Origin of the sequence: Embleya australiensis (assembly GCF_051903075.1) — a bacterium.
In the GTDB taxonomy this organism is placed as follows: Bacteria; Actinomycetota; Actinomycetes; order Streptomycetales; family Streptomycetaceae; genus Embleya.
The window spans coordinates 3374048-3391470 of record NZ_CP182422.1 but is presented as its reverse complement, the minus strand read 5'-3'; the positions used below and the strand labels follow the sequence as shown (position 1 = coordinate 3391470).

Here is a 17423-nt window from a genome sequence, read left to right as displayed (position 1 = left end):
GTGGTGGTCGATACAGTTTTCGATCGCATTGCCGAGCTTCGGGCGGGGGTAATTCGAACACGTATTTCACCGATGTTATTATCGCGCGGATCGAAGTGTGAACCACAACAGCTCGGGGGCAGGACGATGGGCGTAGAAGGCGCCTTGGTCGAGGACCACGCGGTCGAGGGCGCGAAGAATTCCGGTCCGGAAATATCGCCACAAAGACCGTGGTATCGGCCGGACGCGCGGACCGGATGGGCCCTCGCCGTCGTCCTGGTCCCGGCCCTGCTGCTCGGCGTGGCCGCCTTTCGGCGGCGCTGGATCGGCGACGACGGACTGATCTTCGTCCGCGTCTCCCAGCAGATCCTGGACGGCAACGGACCCAATTTCAACGTGGGCGAGCGGGCCGAGGCGGCGACCTCGACGTTGTGGCCGTGGCTGCTCGCGCTGGTCGGCGGGGTGACCGGGATCGACCTGGTGGCCGTCGCGGTCTACGGCTCGCTCGGCTGCGCTGTCGTCGGCCTGGCGCTGGCCTCGGCGGGCACTCGCCGGCTCTACCGCGACCTGCCCGGCGGCGGCTGGCCGCTGCCCGCCGGCGCGCTCGTGATCGCCGCGCTCCCGCCGTTCTGGGACTTCGCCACCTCGGGCCTGGAGATGGGCCTGATCTTCGTCTGGCTGGGCACGAGCTGGCGTCTGCTGGTCCGGCTGGACCGCGACACCTCGTTCCGCCGCCAGGCGTGGACCTCGTTCGCGCTCGGCATGGGTGTCCTGGTGCGGCCCGACCTCGCGCTCGGCACCATCGTGTTCGCGGTGGCCGCCTGGCTGTTGCTGCGGCCGACGCGGAAGCGGCTGGCCGTGCTCGCGGCGTGCGGCGGGCTGCTGCCGGTGCTGTACCAGCTCTTTCGGATGGGCTACTACGGCGTGCTGCTGCCCAACACGGCGATCGCCAAGGAGGGCACCAAGACCGATGTCGGGCGCGGGTGGACGTACTTCGAGGACTACGCGAGCCCGTACAACATCTGGGCGCCGCTGCTGCTGACCGTGGTCGCGGTCGGTCTGTTGGCGACCGTCGGCCGCTCGGTGGGCGACTTCGAGCGCTACCGGATCCGGGTGCTGACCGGGACCGCGCTGGTCGCGGGCACGGTGCTGCTCGGCTACGTGATCGTGGTCGGCGGCGACTTCATGCACGCCCGGCTGCTGCTGCCGGGCACCTTCGCCTTCCTGCTGCCGGTCCTGGTGCTGCCGCTGCAACGGCTGTACGCGGGTACCGCGGCCGCGCTCGCCGTGTGGTCGCTGGTCTGCGCGGCCGCGATGCGGGTGCCGTACCAGGGGTTCGGGCCGAAGAACATCGAGGACACGCGCACCTGGTACACGGCCTGGACGGGCGAGTCGAACCCGGTCACCGCGGCGTCCTATCGGGCGGCGTTCGTGAAGCGGCTCGAAGGGGTCGGCAGGGAATGGCAGGCGGATCGGGCGACGCCCGGCGCGCAGTTCGTCTATCTGACCTACTACCACGAGCCCGACAAGTTCTGGATGTTGAACTTCGACTTCCGGTCCGCGCCGCTCAAATACCATGTCCCGGTCACCGATTCGGTCGTCTACGGCGCCCTCGGCCAGCCCGCCGTCCTGGTGCCGACATCGGGTCTGGCGATCGACATCTTCGGCCTGGCGAATCCGCTCGGCGCACACCTCGACCTCGACTACCGCACCCGGTCGGGGCACGACAAGCTGACCTACATCGAATGGATTCTGGCCGACTTCACTCGGCCGGGCACCCCGCTCGACCTGCGCAACGTCGACCCGGCAAAGGTCGAGGCGGCCCGTCGGGCGCTGAATTGCGGCGGAATTCGCGAACTTCAGGAAGCGACCCGCGAGCCGATGTCGTTGTCCCGATTCTGGAAGAATTTCACCGGTTCGGTGAAACGGAATTCGATGCGGATTCCGACGAATCCGATCGACGCGGAGAAGAAGTACTGTCACTGAGCGGACCGGCCGGCAGGCGGTACACACCCGCCGCCAACGGCTCCACCAGCCCGTCGGCGACCAGCCCGTCCAGCGCTCGCGCGCGTTGGACGGGTTCGTCCCACACCGCGTCCAACGCGGCCTGGTCCACCGGTTCGGCGCTGTCCCGCAACACCGCGAGCAGTCGGCCCCGGACCTGGCGGTCGGTGCCCGCGTACGTCTGCCCGCGTCGCGGCGGACCCGTGTAGGCGGGCTTGCCGGCCAGCCGCCACGCGCACAGCGCCGCGATCGGACACCCCACGCACCTGGGCGACTTGGCCGTGCACACCAGCGCGCCGAGCTCCATGATCGCGACCGCCCAGGTCGACGCCGTCTCGGCGGTGGCGGGCAACAGCGTGGTCGCGGTGCGCCGTTCGGCCGGCGTGGTGGCCTGCGGCGGATACTCGACGCCGTCGATCGCCCGGCCGATCACCCGGCGCACGTTGGTGTCCAGCACGATGTGCCGCTGTCCGAACGCGAACGAGGCGATGGCGGCGGCGGTGTACTCGCCGACCCCGGGCAGTGCGAGCAGGTCCGCGTGTGCGCGCGGGACCTCGCCGTCGTGCCGGTCGACCATCGCGGTCGCCGCACCGTGCAGGCGCAGGGCGCGGCGCGGGTAGCCGAGCCGGCCCCACATCCGCACCGCCTCGCCCGGCTCGTCGGCGGCCAGTGCGGCGGGGGTGGGCCAGCGCTCCAGCCAGGCCGTGTAGACCGGCAACACCCGCGCCACCGGGGTCTGTTGCAGCATGAACTCGCTGACCACCACCGCCCACGCGGACGCGTCGCGGGTGCGCCAGGGCAGATCGCGGTTGTTGGCCGAATACCAGTCGAGGATCGGCTCGTGCAGTGCGTGTGACATCTCCCCCCGATCCTCGCACGTTACGGGCGGTCACTCGGGCGGGTGACGGTGGCTTCTGCCCGCAAATGCCGGAATAGGCCCGCGACCAGGGCTTCTTCGGTCGCGACACGGCCGGAAAATCCAACGCTTCGGACGGTGTGGCTACACCGGACGGCGTAACGATCTCCCCTAGAGTTTGCGCGTGGACTCGATGCGCCGTCCCGTGGGTCACCTGCCGTCAACCGTCTATTGGCGTCGGCGGGTCGTCGTGCTGCTCGCCCTCGCGCTGTTGATCGCGCTGGTGGCCTGGGCATGCACTGCCGGTGGGGACTCCGACGACAAGAAGAACGCCTCGGACAAGAAGCCGATCCCGTCGGGTTCGGTCTCGCCCGATCCGAGCGCCATCACGCCCGGGGCCAACCCGACCAACGGTGCCAACCCGCCGATCCCGGGCGGGAGTACGGGCACGCCGGGCGGCACCTCGGGCACCTCCGCCGGTACGTCGGCCGGCGCCTCCGGTCAGCCCGGTGGGCAGAGCGGGCAGAGCGGCCAGACCGGCCAGTCGGCGGGTGGCGCGGGCAACCCCGGCGGCGGCACGGTCCCGGGTGGCGGCAAGCCCGCACCGGGCGGGGGCACCTGGTGCACGCCGGCCATGATCCGGGTGCAGATCCAGCCGGTGGAGGCGGGCAAGAGCGCCTACAACGCCTCGCAGAACGTGGCCCTGAAGGTGATCGTCACCAACGAGTCCGGCCCCACCTGCTACGTCGACCTCGCGCCGAGCCACGCCTACATCGAGGTGTTGTCCGGCAGCGACCGGCTGTGGAGTTCGGCCGACTGCGCGACCGGCCCGGGCACCGACCTGCGCCAGATCCAGCAGGGCGCCTCGCAGGCCGTGTCGATCACCCGGGACTGGGGCTGGACCCGCTCCGACGCGCGGCAGTGCGCCACCAACGGCGGACAGACCAAGGCCGCCCCGGCGGACAAGGCCGCCTACCGGGCCAAGGGCGTGCTGGCGGGCCTGGAGCCCTCCGGCGAGTTCATCTTCACCGCCACCGTCGGCAAGTAACCGGACCGGCACGGCGGGATCCGAACGCGGGACGAGAACACCACGGGAAGGGCCCCGGCGCCGAGCGCCGGGGCCCTTCCCGTGTCACCGCCGAGCGGTCAGACGTAGCGCTCCAGGATCGAGGACTCGGCGAGGCGGGACAGGCCCTCGCGGACGCTGCGGGCCCGGGCCTCGCCCACGCCGTCCACCGCCTGGAGGTCGTCCACGCTGGCCGCGAGCAGCTTCTGCAGGCCGCCGAAGTGCTCCACGAGCCGCTCGATCACCACCGGTGGGAGCCGAGGGACCTTGGCGAGCAGTCGGAAGCCGCGGGGGCTGACCGCCGAGTCGAGGACCTCGTGGCCCGAGGTGAAGCCGAGCGCGCGGGCCACCGTCTGCAGGTCGAGCAGATCGGCGTGGGCCAGGCCGTCGAGTTCGTCGAGCACGTCGGCCTCGGTCCGGCCGCGCTTGATCGCGCGCTCCGGCACGTAGTCGCGGGCGACCAGCTTGCGGTCGTCCTCGACACCCGCGATCAACTCTTCGAGTTGCAGCGAGAGCAACCGGCCGTCGACCCCCAACTCGGTGACGTAGCCGTCGATCTCGCGGGCGATCAGGCGCACCATCTCCAGCCGCTGGGACACCGCGCACACGTCGCGAACGGTGACCAGGTCCTCGATCTCCAGGGCGGACAGCGTGCCCGACACCTCGTCGAGGCGCAGCTTGTAGCGCTCCAGCGTGGCGAGCGCCTGGTTGGCCCGGGACAGGATTGCCGCCGAGTCCTCCAGGACGTGCCGCCGACCGTTGACGTAGAGCGCGATCAGGCGCATGGACTGGCTCACCGAGACCACCGGGTAGCCGGTCTGCTTGTTGACCCGCTCGGCGGTGCGGTGCCGGGTGCCGGTCTCCTCCGTCGGGATCGAGGGATCCGGGACGAGTTGCACGCCCGCCCGGACGATCTTCGTGCACTCGCGGTCGACCACCACCCCGCCGTCGAGCTTGCACAGCTCGCGCAGCCGGGTCGCGGAGAACTCGACGTCGAGCACGAAGCCGCCGGTGGACAGCGCCTCCACCGTCTTGTCGAAACCCAGCACGATCAGGCCGCCCGTGTTGCCCCGGAGGATGCGCTCCAGGCCGTCGCGCAGGGCGGTGCCCGGGGCCACGGACTGCAGCGCGGCCCTCACGAGAGCCGCGTCGGCACTCGTGCCCTTGTCGGTCCGGTCATTCGTAGCCACAGAACTCCCCGTGGTCGTTGCCATCCTCGGCCGGCCATCGGCCGTCACCCGGGCATTTGCTCCGGTATGCACGGCCGGGAGCGCCTCAGGACCTGCGGACGACACAGGTCGGCCGCTACGTCGGAAGATCGGTGGAAAAGTCTAGTGCCTCCCGGCCGCCGACCGGTCGCCGCAACCGACTCGAAGCCGTGTTTCGGCACGGGTCGCGCGCGCCGCTCCGCGTGTCGAGTATGTCCGAGGCGACACATGGTCACTCCTCGGGGCACCCGGAAAGTTGCCGGACGGTGCCCGGGAGCGGGGCCGGGCGCGCGGGGGAGGGTGTCGCGGGCCCGGTCGGCGGGCCCCGCCGATCATGTGCGGTCGTCCCGGCGCTCGCGTGCGGAGACCAGGTTGAACGCGCGCAGCGCCTCGCGGATGTCGGCCACCTCGATCACCTTCATGCCCTTGGGGATCTTGCCGGGATCGGGCGGCACCAGGGCGTGTGTGAAGCCGAGCCGGAACGCCTCGGCGAGCCGCCGCTGTACGCCGGTGGTGCGGCGGATCTCGCCCGCGAGGCCGACCTCGCCGACCGCGACCAGTTTGGCCGGCAGCGGGTGGTCGGCGGCGGCGCCCGCGAGGGCCAGCGCCGCGGCCAGGTCGGCGGCCGGTTCGGTGAGCTTGACGCCGCCGACGGTGGCGGTGTGGATCTCGGTCTTCTCCAGGCGCACTCCGCCGCGCCGCTCCAGGACCGCGAGCACCATGCCGATCCGGGCCGAGTCCAGGCCCGAGGTGGCCCGTCGCGGAGTGGGGATCTGGGACGGGGCCACCAGCGCCTGGACCTCGACTACCAGGGGCCGTTTGCCCTCCAGGGTCACCGTGACGCAGGTGCCGGAGACCGGCTCGGCGCGCTGGGTCAGGAACAGGCCGCTGGGGTCGGTCAGGCCGGTGATGCCCTCGTCGTGCAGTTCGAAGCAGCCGACCTCGTCGGCGGTGCCGTAGCGGTTCTTGATCGCGCGGACCAGGCGCAGTCGGGCGTGTCGGTCGCCCTCGAAGTGCAGCACCACGTCGACCAGGTGCTCCAGCAGGCGCGGGCCGGCGATCGAGCCGTCCTTGGTGACGTGGCCGACCAGCACGGTGGCGATGTTGCGTTCCTTGGCGATGCGGATCAGCGCGCCGGTCACCTCGCGGATCTGCGACACGCCGCCGGGCGCGCCGTCGATCGCGGGCGAGGCGATGGTCTGTACCGAGTCGACCACGAGCAGGGCGGGCTTGACCGCGTCGACGTGGCTGATCAGCGCGGCGAGGTCGGTCTCGGCGGCGAGGTAGAGCTCCTCGTTGAGCGCGCCGATCCGACCCGCGCGCAGACGGACCTGGGCGGCCGACTCCTCGCCGGTGATGTAGAGGGTGCGGGCGGCCGGCGACGCGGACTTGCTGGCCACGTCGAGCAGCAGGGTGGACTTGCCGACGCCGGGCTCGCCCGCGAGCAGTACGACCGCGCCCGGGACCAGGCCGCCGCCGAGCACGCGGTCCAACTCGTCGACGCCGGTCGGGCGGAACCGGGCCTGCTGCACGTCGATCCGGCCGATCGGCAGCGCCGCGGTGGTGACCGGCCCGGCGGCGATCGAACGGGCCTTGGGGGCGCCGAACTCCTCGACCGTGCCCCACGCGTGACACTCGTTGCAGCGGCCCAGCCATTTCGGCCCGGTCCAGCCGCACTCGGTGCAGCGATACGACGGGCGATCCTTCGTGGTGGTCCTGGCCATGCCAGGAACCGTAACGGCCCGCGCCGACAATGGAGGCGGGGCCGGGATCGAGCACGGGCGGAATGTCTTGATCCTGTCACCGGGTGGGCAAAGCGATGGTGGCGGTCGGGCGTTGTGCCTACCGTGTGGCGGCATGGTGGGGGACGGTGCGGTGCGGGAATCCGGGACGACGGACGAAACGGGCGCGATGCCCGACGCGGTGGCGTTGTACGACGCCCACGGTGACGCGTTGTTCGGCTTCTGCGTGGCGCTCGGGTACCCGCCCCGGGTCGCCGAGCGGGTGGTGCGCGAGGCGCTGGCGCTCGCGCCGGAGCGGATCCGCGCGTTGCGCGACCCGCGCCGGAGCCGGGCGCTGTTGTACGCGCTGGTGCGGGTCGTGGCCGAGCGGGCGGCGGTGGAGCGGCCCGGTCCCGGGGTGGTCGAGCAGGTCCTGGCCGCGGGGGGCGCGGGGTGGTCGGTGCCCGATCGACGCCGGTTGGCGCCGCTGGTGCCGTACGCGTTGTGGGCGGTCGACGAGGACGAGCGGATCGCCTTGGACCTGTCGGCGCGGCACCGTCTGAGCGACGCCGAAGTGGCCGACGTGCTGGGCGTGTCCGAGCGGCGGGCGGCGCGGCTGCTGGCGCGCGGACCGGCGCAGTTCGAGCAGGCGCTCGCGGTGTACGCGGTGGCCACGCACGCGCGGCGGGACTGTCCCGAACTCGCGCTGCTGCTGCCGGACGCGGGGGCCGCGGTCGAGGCGGGGCTGCGGCAACCGCTGCACCTGCACGTCGACTCCTGCCCGGACTGCGTGGCGCTGCGCCCGGGGCCGGTGGAGGCGCGGGCGCTGCTCGCGGGCGGCGGGGCGGCCAACGCGCCGTACGCGATCCGGATGGCGCTGCGCGCGGACGGCGCGGCCGAACCGGTGGATCCGGTGGATCCGGTGGATCCGGTGGAGCGGAGCGGCTTTCCGAGGGGCACGGGTCGGCCGAGGTCGCGGGTGCCGGTGGTGGCCGCGTGTGCGACGGCCGTCGCGCTGGTGCTTGGCACGGCGGTGCTGGTGCGGCCCGGGGCCGAGCACGACGTGCCGATCGCGCTGAGTACGGCGCCGCTCCCGGAACGACCGCCGGCGCTGCATCCGGCCGAGCCGCCGGCCGCCGCGGCGAGTGTGGTCCCGAGTACCGCGTCCGCGCCGTCGACGACGCGGGCGGTGCCGACCTCGGCGCCGAGCACCCGGGCCGCCGCCGCGAAGCCGACCGCGCGGACGAGCCGAAGTGCCAAACCCTCGACGAACGCCGGCGCCCCGCTCGCGGGCGGGTCGGCGACCCTTCCCCGATCGGGCGGCACCGACGAGGGCAATCCGGCGGCGCCGGGCACCCTGTCCTGGTCCCGCTCGACGGTGGACCTCGGCGCGGACGGCGCCGCGCAGACCGTCCGGCTCACCGCGACCGGCGGGCCGGTCACCTGGTCGCTGGCGGTCTCGGAAAACGACTGGCTCACGATGAGTTCGCACGCCGGCACACTGGCCAACGGCCAGTCGATATCGATCACGATCTCGGCAAATCCGGACAGGGCACCGGCCACCACGTGGGCAGTGTCCGTTTCGGCGAATCCGACCGGTGTTTCGCTGACGGTCACCGGAGGACCGGCGTCGCATGGAGGCGCGACGAAGGAATTCGGTCAAAGGTGACGGATATTCACTCGAAAGTATGATTGTCGACCTCGAAAGGCGTATGAAAGTGCAAATCGCCTGAGTCGACGGCTCTCCGACACCTACGTTCACGAACGTGACGGATTCGGTAACCGGCCGGGCATCGGCCCCCGCCGCGGTGCTTTCGTGGGGACGCGCCGCCTACGACGCCTACGCCGAAGGGCTCTACACCTACTGCCTGTCGGTGCTGCGCGATCATCGGGCGGCCGCGGAATCCCTCCGCAGCACGTTCGTGCTCGCCGACCGTCACATCGGCCGACTGCCGGACCTGGATCTGCTCAAACCGTGGTTGTACGCGCTCGCCCGCTACGAGTGCCTGGTCCGCCTCGACGCCCACGTGCGGGTCGGCACCGGGCCCGCCCGGCCCGAGGACGTACGGGTGGTGTGGGCGCACGAGCGCAGCCTGCCGCCGCTGGCGGGCGGCGCCGACGAGCCGACCGACCTGTTCCCCGGCACCGAGGCCGGGCGCGTCCCCGGGCGGCGCGGCGACCTGGACGAACTCGCCTGGCCCGACGCGGTGGGACTGGCGCCGGAGCGGCGCGAGGCACTGGAGTTGTCGGTCCGGCACGGGCTCGATCCGCGCGGCCTGGCCGCCGTGCTCGGCTGTGACGAGCAGCACGCCCGCAGCCTGCTCCTGTGCGCCGGTCGCGAGGTGGACCGGACCCGGGCGGCGGTCGCGGGGGCCGAGGCCTCGCACGGCTGCCCCGAGGGTCAGGAGTTGGCCACCGGGCGGCTCACCTCGGCGCTGCGCGAACGACTGATCGCGCACGTCGAGACGTGTCGGCGGTGCGGGCCGCACGTGCGCCGCGCGGCGACGCTGCTCGCGCCGACCACGGGCGCCGCGGCGGCGCCGGTCGCCCTCGCGCTGGTCGCCCCGCCCGCGACGCTGCGGATCGAGGTGCTGGGCGAGGTGGGCAAGGGTCGCTCCGCCCAGCGGCCGCCGGAGCTCGCCCGCCGGGTCGCCGAGTTCGACCGGGCCGGCTTCCCGGTCTTTCGGGCCCGGGTGGTCGAGCGCGGCAATCGGCGCCGGGCCACGGTGATCGCGGCGGTCGTGGTGGCCGCCGTGGTGGCCGCGCCCGCGCTGGCCCTGTGGCAGGCCTCCGGCGGGTCGGCCGCCGGGCCGACCACCAGGGTGGTCACCATCGCGTCGGCGCACGTGGACACCGCCGACGGGACCGTGCCGAACGTGCCCGACGCGCCGACGGCCTCCCCGGCCGCGACCGCCGTGCGGCCCGGTGTCGGCGGCCCGTCGCACGGACGCGGCTCGGCGCCGGCCGCCGTCGCGCCGCCCGTGACGCCGCCGGACCCGATCGCGCCGGGCGTCGTGTTCGTGCCGCCGCCCGGCGACCCCGCCCCCGTGCCGCCGCTGGTCAGGGCCGGCCACACCGGCGACCGCACCGTGATCACGCTGCGCAACGTCGGCGCGGTCCCGGTCGACTGGCAGGCCCGGACCGGGGCGGCCTGGCTGCGCCTGAGCCGACCGCACGGCACGCTCGCGCCGGGCCAGGAGGACACCGTCACGATCTCGGTCGTCGCCGCGAAGGCGCCCCGGGGGTCGTGGTCGGCCAAGGTGGTGATCGAGCCGGGCGGCACCGTGGTCACCATCGAGGGCCGCACCGGCGACCCGGCCTCGTCGGGCCCGCCGCCGACCAGCGCGCCCGCGAGCACGCCGCCGCCGAGCGGCAGCCCGGCCGCCGGCGGCTGAGCCGGGCCCGCTCCGGGCCGAGCCCCGGTCAGTCGACCGGATCCGCCGGATGCGGCGCGATCGGCCGACCGCCGGCCAGCCGGGCCCGGCACGCCTCGACCAGGACCGCGTAGGCCGCCTCGCCCATCAGCTCGCGCAGCTCCGGCCCGTAGGACTCGTACACCGGCTCGCCCGCGCCGTGCGCCTCGGTGCTCCCGGTGCACCACCAGTGCAGGTCGTGGCCGCCCGGGCCCCAGCCCCGGCGGTCGTACTCGCCGATCGTCACCATCAGCACACGCGTCTCGTCCGGGCGGTCGATCCAGTCGTAGGTCCGCCGCACCGGCAGTTGCCAGCACACGTCCGGCTTGGTCTCCAGCGGATGCACACCCTCGCGCAGTGCGAGCGCGTGCAGCGAGCACCCGGCACCGCCGGCGAAGCCGGGCCGGTTCAGGAACACGCACGCCCCGTCGACCAGCCGGGTGCGCTTGTCGCCGTCCTCGAACTCGCTGACCCCCTTTTCGGCGGCCAGGTCGTGGAACTGCCAGGTCTGCGGGGTCAGCCGTTCGGCCCAGCCCAGCACCCGTTTCTCGTCGTCCTCGTCCGACCAGTGCGCGCCCAGCGAACAACACCCGTCGGGCGCCCGCCCGGCCACCACGCCGTGGCAGCCGGCACCGAAGATGCACTGCCAGCGCGAGGTCAACCAGGTCAAATCGCAGCGGAACAGCTGATCGGCGTCGTCGGGGTCGGGAAACTCGAACCAAGCACGCGGAAAATCCAGGTCTACCTCAGGCACACCACCAGCGTAGAGCGCCGGGCGGGATGTCCGGTTCGGCAAAGGCGTGGCAAGCGAGGGAACGCCCCCGCTCACCCGCCCGGGTCGACGGATTACCTTCGTCACCATGCGACTCGGTGTTCTCGACGTGGGCTCGAATACGGTCCACCTGCTCGTGGTCGACGCCCATCAGGGTGCTCGGCCCCTTCCCGCGTACTCGCACAAGCGCGAGTTGCGCCTGGCCGAGCTGCTGGAGCCGGACGGGAGCATCGCCCCGCACGGGATAGATCTGCTGGTCCGCACGATGGCGGCGGCGCTCGAGGTGGCCGAGGACAAGGGCGTCGAGGACCTGCTGCCGTTCGCCACCTCGGCGGTGCGCGAGGCGGCCAACTCCGAGGCGGTGCTCGACCGGGTGCGGAGCGAGACCGGGGTGGACCTCCAGGTGCTCACCGGCGCGGACGAGGCCCGGCTGACCTTCCTGGCGGTGCGCCGCTGGTTCGGCTGGTCCTCCGGTCGGCTGCTCGTCCTGGACATCGGCGGCGGCTCGCTGGAGATCGCGGCGGGCGTGGACGAGGAGCCGGACGCGGCCGCCTCGCTGCCGCTGGGCGCGGGCCGGCTGACCCGGAACTGGCTGCACACCGACCCGCCCACGGCGGACGAGGTACGGGTGCTGCGCAAGCACGTGCGGGCCGAGATCGCCCGCACGGTCGCCGAGTTCAGCCGACTCGGCCGACCCGACCACGTGGTGGCCACGTCCAAGACGTTCAAGCAGCTCGCCCGGATCGCCGGCGCGCCGTCCTCGGGGGAGGGCCCCTACGTCAAACGTTCGCTGAGCCGGACCGGGCTGGCCGACTGGCTGCCCCGGCTGGCGACGATGACCGCGACCGAGCGGGCCGCGCTGCCCGGGGTGTCGGTGGGACGCGCGCCGCAGCTGGTGGCGGGCGCCATAGTGGCCGACGCCGCGTTGGACCTGTTCGACGTGAACACGTTGGAGATATGCCCGTGGGCGCTGCGCGAGGGGATCATCCTGCGCCGGCTGGACTGGATGGACTGAGGCCCACCGGCGGCGACGCCTCGGGTCGGGACGAATCCGGCTGATCGGGGCCGATGAGGTCGAGCCGGACGGGGCGTCGGGTGGCGATTCGGTTCGGATCGGACGCGCCGATGCGGCGGGACGAGGTCGATCCGGCCTTCGATGGTTCTACTCTGGGCGACGTGGCCGACCACGACATACTCACGGGTACGGGGTCCGACCCGGTCGCGGCACGCGTGCCGGACGCGGTGTTGCGGGTGCCCGACGCCAAGATCGCCCTGTCCACCGCCTCCGTGTACCCCGAGTCCACCGCGGACGGTTTCGAGATCGCGGCCCGGCTCGGCTACGACGGCGTCGAGGTGATGGTCTCGACCGATCCGGTCAGCCAGGACATCGAGGCGCTGCGCCGGTTGTCCGACCACCACGCGATGCCGATCCTGTCCGTGCACGCGCCCTGTCTGCTGATCACCCAGCGGGTGTGGGGCACCGACCCGTGGGCCAAGCTGGTGCGCGCGCGGGACGCGGCGATGCGGCTGGGCGCGCACACGGTCGTGGTGCACCCGCCGTTTCGCTGGCAGCGCAGCTACGCCCGCGACTTCGTGCGCGGCATCGAGCGCATGGCCGGCGAGACCGACGTGCTGTTCGCGGTGGAGAACATGTTCCCGCTGCGCTATCGGGACAAGGAGGTCGCGGCGTACGCGCCGGACTGGGACCCCGCCGACGAGGACTACCGGCACTTCACCCTCGACCTGTCGCACACCGCGACCTCGCGCTCGGACGCGCTGGACATGCTGGCCCGGATGGGCGACCGGCTCGGGCACGTACACCTGGCCGACGGCAGCGGCTCGCTCAAGGACGAGCACCTGGTGCCCGGACGCGGCACCCAGCCGTGCGCGGAAGTCCTGGAGCACCTGGCCCGCACCTCGTTCGCCGGCGCGGTCGTGCTGGAGGTGAACACCCGCCGGTGCGGCAGCCGCGCCGAGCGCGAGGCCGACCTCGCCGAGGCGTTGGCGTACACCCGGCTGCACCTGGCGGCCGAGGCCGGGGCGGAGCGCCGGCATGGCTGACCCGAAGACCGCCGCCGACGCGCCCGACGTCCGGCGGCGCGGTCCGGGCCGGCCGCCCGGTCGGCGCGGGGACGCCTCGCGGACCCGGACCGGGATCCTGGAGGCGGCCCGCACCGAGTTCGCCGCGCGCGGCTACGCGGGCGCGTCGGTCCGGGCGATCGCCCGCGGCGCCGGGGTGGATCCCGCTCTCGTGCACCACTACTTCGGCTCTAAGGACCGGGTGTTCATCGCGGCCATGGACCTGCCGCTGGACCCCGCGACACTGGTCGGCACGGTGTTCGCGCACGGTGTCGAGCAGGCGGGCGAGCGGCTGGCCGAGTCGTTCGTGGCGTTGTGGGAACAGCCGGACACCGGTACTCGGCTGTTGGCCATCCTGCGCACCGTGGTGCTGGACGGGGGCGGCAATCCGGCTTTTCGCGAGTTCATCGGCGCGGAGTTGACCACGCGCCTGGCCGAGGGCATCGGCGGCCCGGACGCGGCACTGCGCGCGAATCTGTGCGTGAGCCAATTGCTCGGGGTCGCGCTGACCCGCTACGTGGTGTGCCTGGAGCCGATCGCCTCGACGCCGGCGGCCGAACTCGTCCGCCGGCTCGCGCCGATCCTCCAGCGCCACCTGAACGGTTGACCGACCACCGCGCGCCCACGGGCACGACGGCCCGGCCGGCCCGGCGCCCGGGGTGCGCCGACGGTCGCATCGTGGACGGCCGCGCCGTCGTTCCCGGCCGCGGACGTAAGCTCGAAAGCACCCGGATCCACCGGTGAATTGCTGAGAGGGTGTGTGCAGTGCCGCAACTCAGGTCTCGGACGGTCACCCACGGTCGCGAAATGGCGGGCGCTCGCGCGCTCCTCATGGCCGCAGGCGTCAAGCGTGCGGACTTCGGCAAGCCGATCATCGCGGTCGCCAACAGCTTCACCGAGTTCGTACCGGGGCACACCCACCTCCAGCCCGTCGGCCGGATCGTCTCCGAGGCGATCTCCGCCGCCGGCGGCATCCCGCGCGAGTTCAACACGATCGCCGTCGACGACGGCATCGCGATGGGCCACTCGGGCATGCTCTACTCGCTGCCCTCGCGCGAGCTGATCGCCGACGCGGTCGAGTACATGGTCAACGCGCACCAGGCCGACGCGATCGTGTGCGTGTCCAACTGCGACAAGATCACCCCCGGCATGCTGATGGCCGCGCTGCGGCTGAACATCCCCGCCGTGTTCGTCTCCGGCGGTCCGATGGAGGCCGGCACCGCGGTGATGGTGGACGGTCGGGTGCGTCCGCACCTGGACCTGATCACCGCGATCGCCGACTCCGCGTCGGACAAGGTCTCCGACGAGGACCTGGAGCGCATCGAGGACGCCGCGTGTCCGACCTGCGGGTCGTGCGCGGGCATGTTCACCGCCAACTCGATGAACTTCCTGGTCGAGGCGATGGGCCTGGCGCTGCCGGGCAACGGCTCGGTGCTGGCCACGCACACCGCGCGCAAGGCACTGTACGAGGGCGCGGGCCACACGATCGTGGAGATCACCAAGCGCTACTACGAGCAGGACGACGAGAGCGTGCTGCCGCGCAACGTCGCCACCCGCCAGGCGTTCGAGAACGCGATGGCGATGGACATCGCGATGGGCGGCTCGACCAACACGATCCTGCACCTGCTCGCCGCCGCGCAGGAGGCCGAGCTGGACTTCACCATGGCCGACATCGACGCGCTCTCGCGCCGGGTGCCGTGCCTGGCGAAGGTCGCGCCGAACAACGCGCCGTACCACGTGGAGGACGTGCACCGCGCGGGCGGCGTGCCGGCGCTGCTCGGCGAGCTGTACCGGGCGGGGCTGCTGCACGAGGACGTCACCTCGGTGCACGCCGACTCGCTCGCCGAATGGCTCAAGACCTGGGACGTGCGCGGCGGTTCGCCCTCGGCCGAGGCGGTCGAGCTGTTCCACGCGGCCCCGGGCTGCGTGCGCTCGGCCACCGCGTTCAGCCAGTCGGAGCGCTGGGACTCGCTCGACCTGGACGTGGCCTCGGGCTGCATCCGCGACGTGGCGCACGCGTACAGCCGCGACGGTGGCCTGGGCATCCTGTACGGCAACCTCGCCGAGGCGGGCTGCGTGGTCAAGACCGCCGGCGTGGACGAGTCGATCTGGACCTTCTCCGGCCCGGCCGTGGTGGTCGAGTCGCAGGAGGAGGCGGTCGACGCCATCCTGACCAAGCGGGTCAAGGAGGGCGACGTGGTGGTGGTTCGCTACGAGGGCCCCAAGGGCGGCCCGGGCATGCAGGAGATGTTGTACCCGACGTCGTTCCTCAAGGGCCGCGGGCTCGGCGCGAAGTGCGCGCTGATCACCGACGGGCGCTTCTCCGGCGGTACCTCGGGGCTGTCCATCGGGCACGTCTCGCCCGAGGCGGCGGCCGGCGGGGCGATCGCGCTGGTGCGCGACGGCGACATCATCACCATCGACATCCCCAACCGCCGGATCGAGCTGGAGGTCTCCTTCGAGGAGCTGGCCGAGCGGCGCGAGCGCCTGCTGCACGACCTGGGCAAGTACCGCCCGGCGAAGCGCGAGCGGGTGGTCAGCACGGCGCTGAAGGCGTACGCGGCGATGGCCACCAGCGCGGACAAGGGCGCGGTGCGGGACGTGTCGCTGTTCGACTGACGCGTCGCGCAGCACGTTTTCGAAGGGGCGTCCCGGCTGCGGCCGGGGCGCCCCTTTCGGCTCACGGGGTCGATCGGCCCACACGGTCGCCCCCGTTGCCGCCTGGGGGAAATCGTCGGGAATCGCTTGACGGCGCTTGGGGGGAAGCGCATATTCAACACATGATGAATTATGGCGAGGACGCGATCCGAGCCGAAGGGCTGCGGGTCGTGCGCGGCGGGCGCGTGGTGCTCGACGACGTCTCGTTCGCCGTGCCGCGCGGGAGTGTCACCGGGCTGCTCGGACCGAGCGGATGCGGCAAGAGCACGCTGATGCGGGCGATCGTCGGCGTGCAGGCGCGGGTGAGCGGGCGGCTGGACGTGCTCGGGCTGCCCGCCGGGCATCGGCGGCTGCGCAGCGCGATCGGCTATGTGACGCAGGCGCCGTCGGTGTACGCGGATCTGACCGTGCGGGAGAACCTGCGCTACTTCGGCCGACTCCTCGGCGCCTCGGCCGACGACCTCGACCGGGTGCTGCGCGAGGTGGACCTGACCGATCGGCAGGACGCCGCGGTGGCCCGGCTCTCCGGCGGGCAGCGGGCCCGGGTGTCGCTGGCCGCCGCGCTGCTCGGGACGCCGGAGCTGCTGGTTCTGGACGAGCCGACGGTGGGCCTGGATCCGGTGTTGCGCCGCGACCTGTGGGGTCTGTTCCACCGGCTCGCGGCCGGCGGCGTCACGCTGCTCGTGTCCAGCCATGTGATGGACGAGGCCGAGCGCTGCGAGCGGCTGTTGCTGCTGCGCGACGGCGCGCTGCTGGCCGACGACACCCCCGAGGCGCTGCTCGCCCGCACCGGGACCCGGGACGCGGAGGCGGCCTTCCTGGCGCTGGTCGACGCCGCCGCCGAGCCGGAACCGGCCGCATCGACCGCCGCGACCGCATCGGCCCCGAGGAGCGCGTCATGACCGGCACCGCCACCACCGCCACCGCCCGCCGGGTGCTCGGCCAGTTGCGGCACGACCCGCGCACCGTCGCGCTGATGCTCCTGGTGCCGTGTGTGCTGCTCACGCTGCTGTACTGGCTCTACGACGACCGGCCGCAGCAGTTCGACCACATCGGCGGGCCCCTGCTGGGGATCTTCCCGTTCGTGGTGATGTTCCTGGTCGCCTCGGTGGCCACGCTGCGCGAGCGCTCGACCGGGACGCTGGAGCGGCTGCTCACCATGCCGATCGGCAAGATGCAGCTGATCGGCGGCTACGCGCTCGCGTTCGGGATCGTCGCGGTGCTCCAGGCGGCGGTGGCCACCGGGCTCGCGATCGGACTGCTCGATCTGGACGTGGTCGGGCCGACCTGGCTGATCCTGTGCGTCGCGGTCCTGAACGCGCTGCTCGGGATGGCCCTGGGCCTGCTGGTGAGCGCGTTCGCCGACACCGAGTTCCAGGCGGTGCAGTTCCTGCCCGCGGTGATCCTGCCGCAATTCCTGCTGTGCGGGCTGTTCGTGCCGCGCGATCGCATGCAGCCGGTGCTCGAAGCGGTCTCCGACGTGCTTCCGCTGTCCTACGCGGTGGACGCGATGACCCGGCTCTCCACCGAGCACGAGGTCTCCGGCCTGCTGCTGCGCGATGTCGCGGTGATCGCCGGCTGTGTGCTCGCCGCACTCGGGCTCGGGGCGCTGACCCTGCGCCGACGCACCCCCTGAGCGGCCCGGAACCCGCGCGAAGGCCCACCCT

At 72.7% G+C, this 17423-nt stretch carries 14 protein-coding genes; 10 read left to right on the top strand and 4 right to left on the bottom strand.

From position 1 onward, the window contains the following. The first annotated feature begins 126 nt into the window (after positions 1-126). Positions 127-1965, top strand: coding sequence for a hypothetical protein (locus ACMXN5_RS14360; protein WP_439675590.1), 1839 nt, complete (start codon positions 127-129; stop codon positions 1963-1965). Here the strand turns inward: ACMXN5_RS14360 and ACMXN5_RS14355 are convergent. After that, positions 1889-2842, bottom strand: a complete 954-nt coding sequence (locus ACMXN5_RS14355; RefSeq protein ID WP_439675589.1) for an A/G-specific adenine glycosylase — start codon at positions 2840-2842, stop codon at positions 1889-1891. The genes ACMXN5_RS14360 and ACMXN5_RS14355 overlap by 77 nt on opposite strands. Before the next feature lie 181 nt (positions 2843-3023). Between ACMXN5_RS14355 and ACMXN5_RS14350 the strand changes: the two genes are divergently transcribed. Further along, positions 3024-3887 carry a hypothetical protein gene (locus ACMXN5_RS14350; protein WP_439675588.1) on the top strand — a complete coding sequence of 288 codons (864 nt, stop codon included), beginning with the start codon at positions 3024-3026 and terminating at the stop codon, positions 3885-3887. A 98-nt stretch (positions 3888-3985) separates the two neighbouring features. Here ACMXN5_RS14350 and disA read toward each other — a convergent pair whose 3' ends face one another. Together disA and radA are read right to left on the bottom strand one after the other, a co-directional pair. After that, a complete protein-coding gene (disA, locus tag ACMXN5_RS14345) occupies positions 3986-5095 on the bottom strand; it encodes a DNA integrity scanning diadenylate cyclase DisA (protein WP_395793863.1) in 1110 nt (369 codons plus the stop codon). A gap of 350 nt (positions 5096-5445) precedes the next feature. After that, complete coding sequence (radA, locus tag ACMXN5_RS14340) at positions 5446-6837, bottom strand: DNA repair protein RadA (RefSeq protein WP_395793865.1); 1392 nt, start codon at positions 6835-6837, stop codon at positions 5446-5448. Positions 6838-6970: 133 nt separating this feature from the next. Between radA and ACMXN5_RS14335 the strand changes: the two genes are divergently transcribed. Together ACMXN5_RS14335 and ACMXN5_RS14330 are read left to right on the top strand one after the other, a co-directional pair. Beyond that, entirely contained in the window at positions 6971-8503 is a 1533-nt protein-coding gene (locus ACMXN5_RS14335; RefSeq protein WP_439675587.1) for a BACON domain-containing protein, read from the top strand. Positions 8504-8600: 97 nt separating this feature from the next. Continuing rightward, positions 8601-10229: a hypothetical protein gene (locus tag ACMXN5_RS14330; protein ID WP_439675586.1), complete on the top strand. Its 1629-nt coding sequence runs from the start codon at positions 8601-8603 to the stop codon at positions 10227-10229. A 28-nt stretch (positions 10230-10257) separates the two neighbouring features. On the opposite strand, the gene ACMXN5_RS14325 is transcribed toward ACMXN5_RS14330, so the two are convergent. Continuing rightward, on the bottom strand, positions 10258-11001 hold the full coding sequence (locus ACMXN5_RS14325) for a hypothetical protein (protein WP_439675585.1): 744 nt from the start codon (positions 10999-11001) through the stop codon (positions 10258-10260). Between the two features lie 106 nt (positions 11002-11107). Between ACMXN5_RS14325 and ACMXN5_RS14320 the strand changes: the two genes are divergently transcribed. The 6 genes from ACMXN5_RS14320 to ACMXN5_RS14295 all read left to right on the top strand — a co-directional run bounded on the left by ACMXN5_RS14320 (position 11108) and on the right by ACMXN5_RS14295 (position 17392). Next, on the top strand, positions 11108-12034 hold the full coding sequence (locus ACMXN5_RS14320; RefSeq protein ID WP_379999108.1) for a Ppx/GppA phosphatase family protein: 927 nt from the start codon (positions 11108-11110) through the stop codon (positions 12032-12034). A gap of 230 nt (positions 12035-12264) precedes the next feature. Next, a complete protein-coding gene (locus ACMXN5_RS14315) occupies positions 12265-13080 on the top strand; it encodes a sugar phosphate isomerase/epimerase family protein (protein ID WP_439678006.1) in 816 nt (271 codons plus the stop codon). Next, on the top strand, positions 13073-13705 hold the full coding sequence (locus ACMXN5_RS14310; protein ID WP_395793875.1) for a TetR/AcrR family transcriptional regulator: 633 nt from the start codon (positions 13073-13075) through the stop codon (positions 13703-13705). Before ACMXN5_RS14315 ends, ACMXN5_RS14310 begins: the two co-directional genes overlap by 8 nt. A gap of 158 nt (positions 13706-13863) precedes the next feature. Then, complete coding sequence (ilvD, locus tag ACMXN5_RS14305; protein ID WP_439675584.1) at positions 13864-15717, top strand: dihydroxy-acid dehydratase; 1854 nt, start codon at positions 13864-13866, stop codon at positions 15715-15717. Between the two features lie 161 nt (positions 15718-15878). After that, on the top strand, positions 15879-16658 hold the full coding sequence (locus tag ACMXN5_RS14300; RefSeq protein WP_439675583.1) for an ABC transporter ATP-binding protein: 780 nt from the start codon (positions 15879-15881) through the stop codon (positions 16656-16658). Continuing rightward, a complete protein-coding gene (locus ACMXN5_RS14295) occupies positions 16655-17392 on the top strand; it encodes an ABC transporter permease (RefSeq protein ID WP_439675582.1) in 738 nt (245 codons plus the stop codon). The genes ACMXN5_RS14300 and ACMXN5_RS14295 overlap by 4 nt, the downstream gene beginning before the upstream one ends. Positions 17393-17423: the final 31 nt, after the last annotated feature.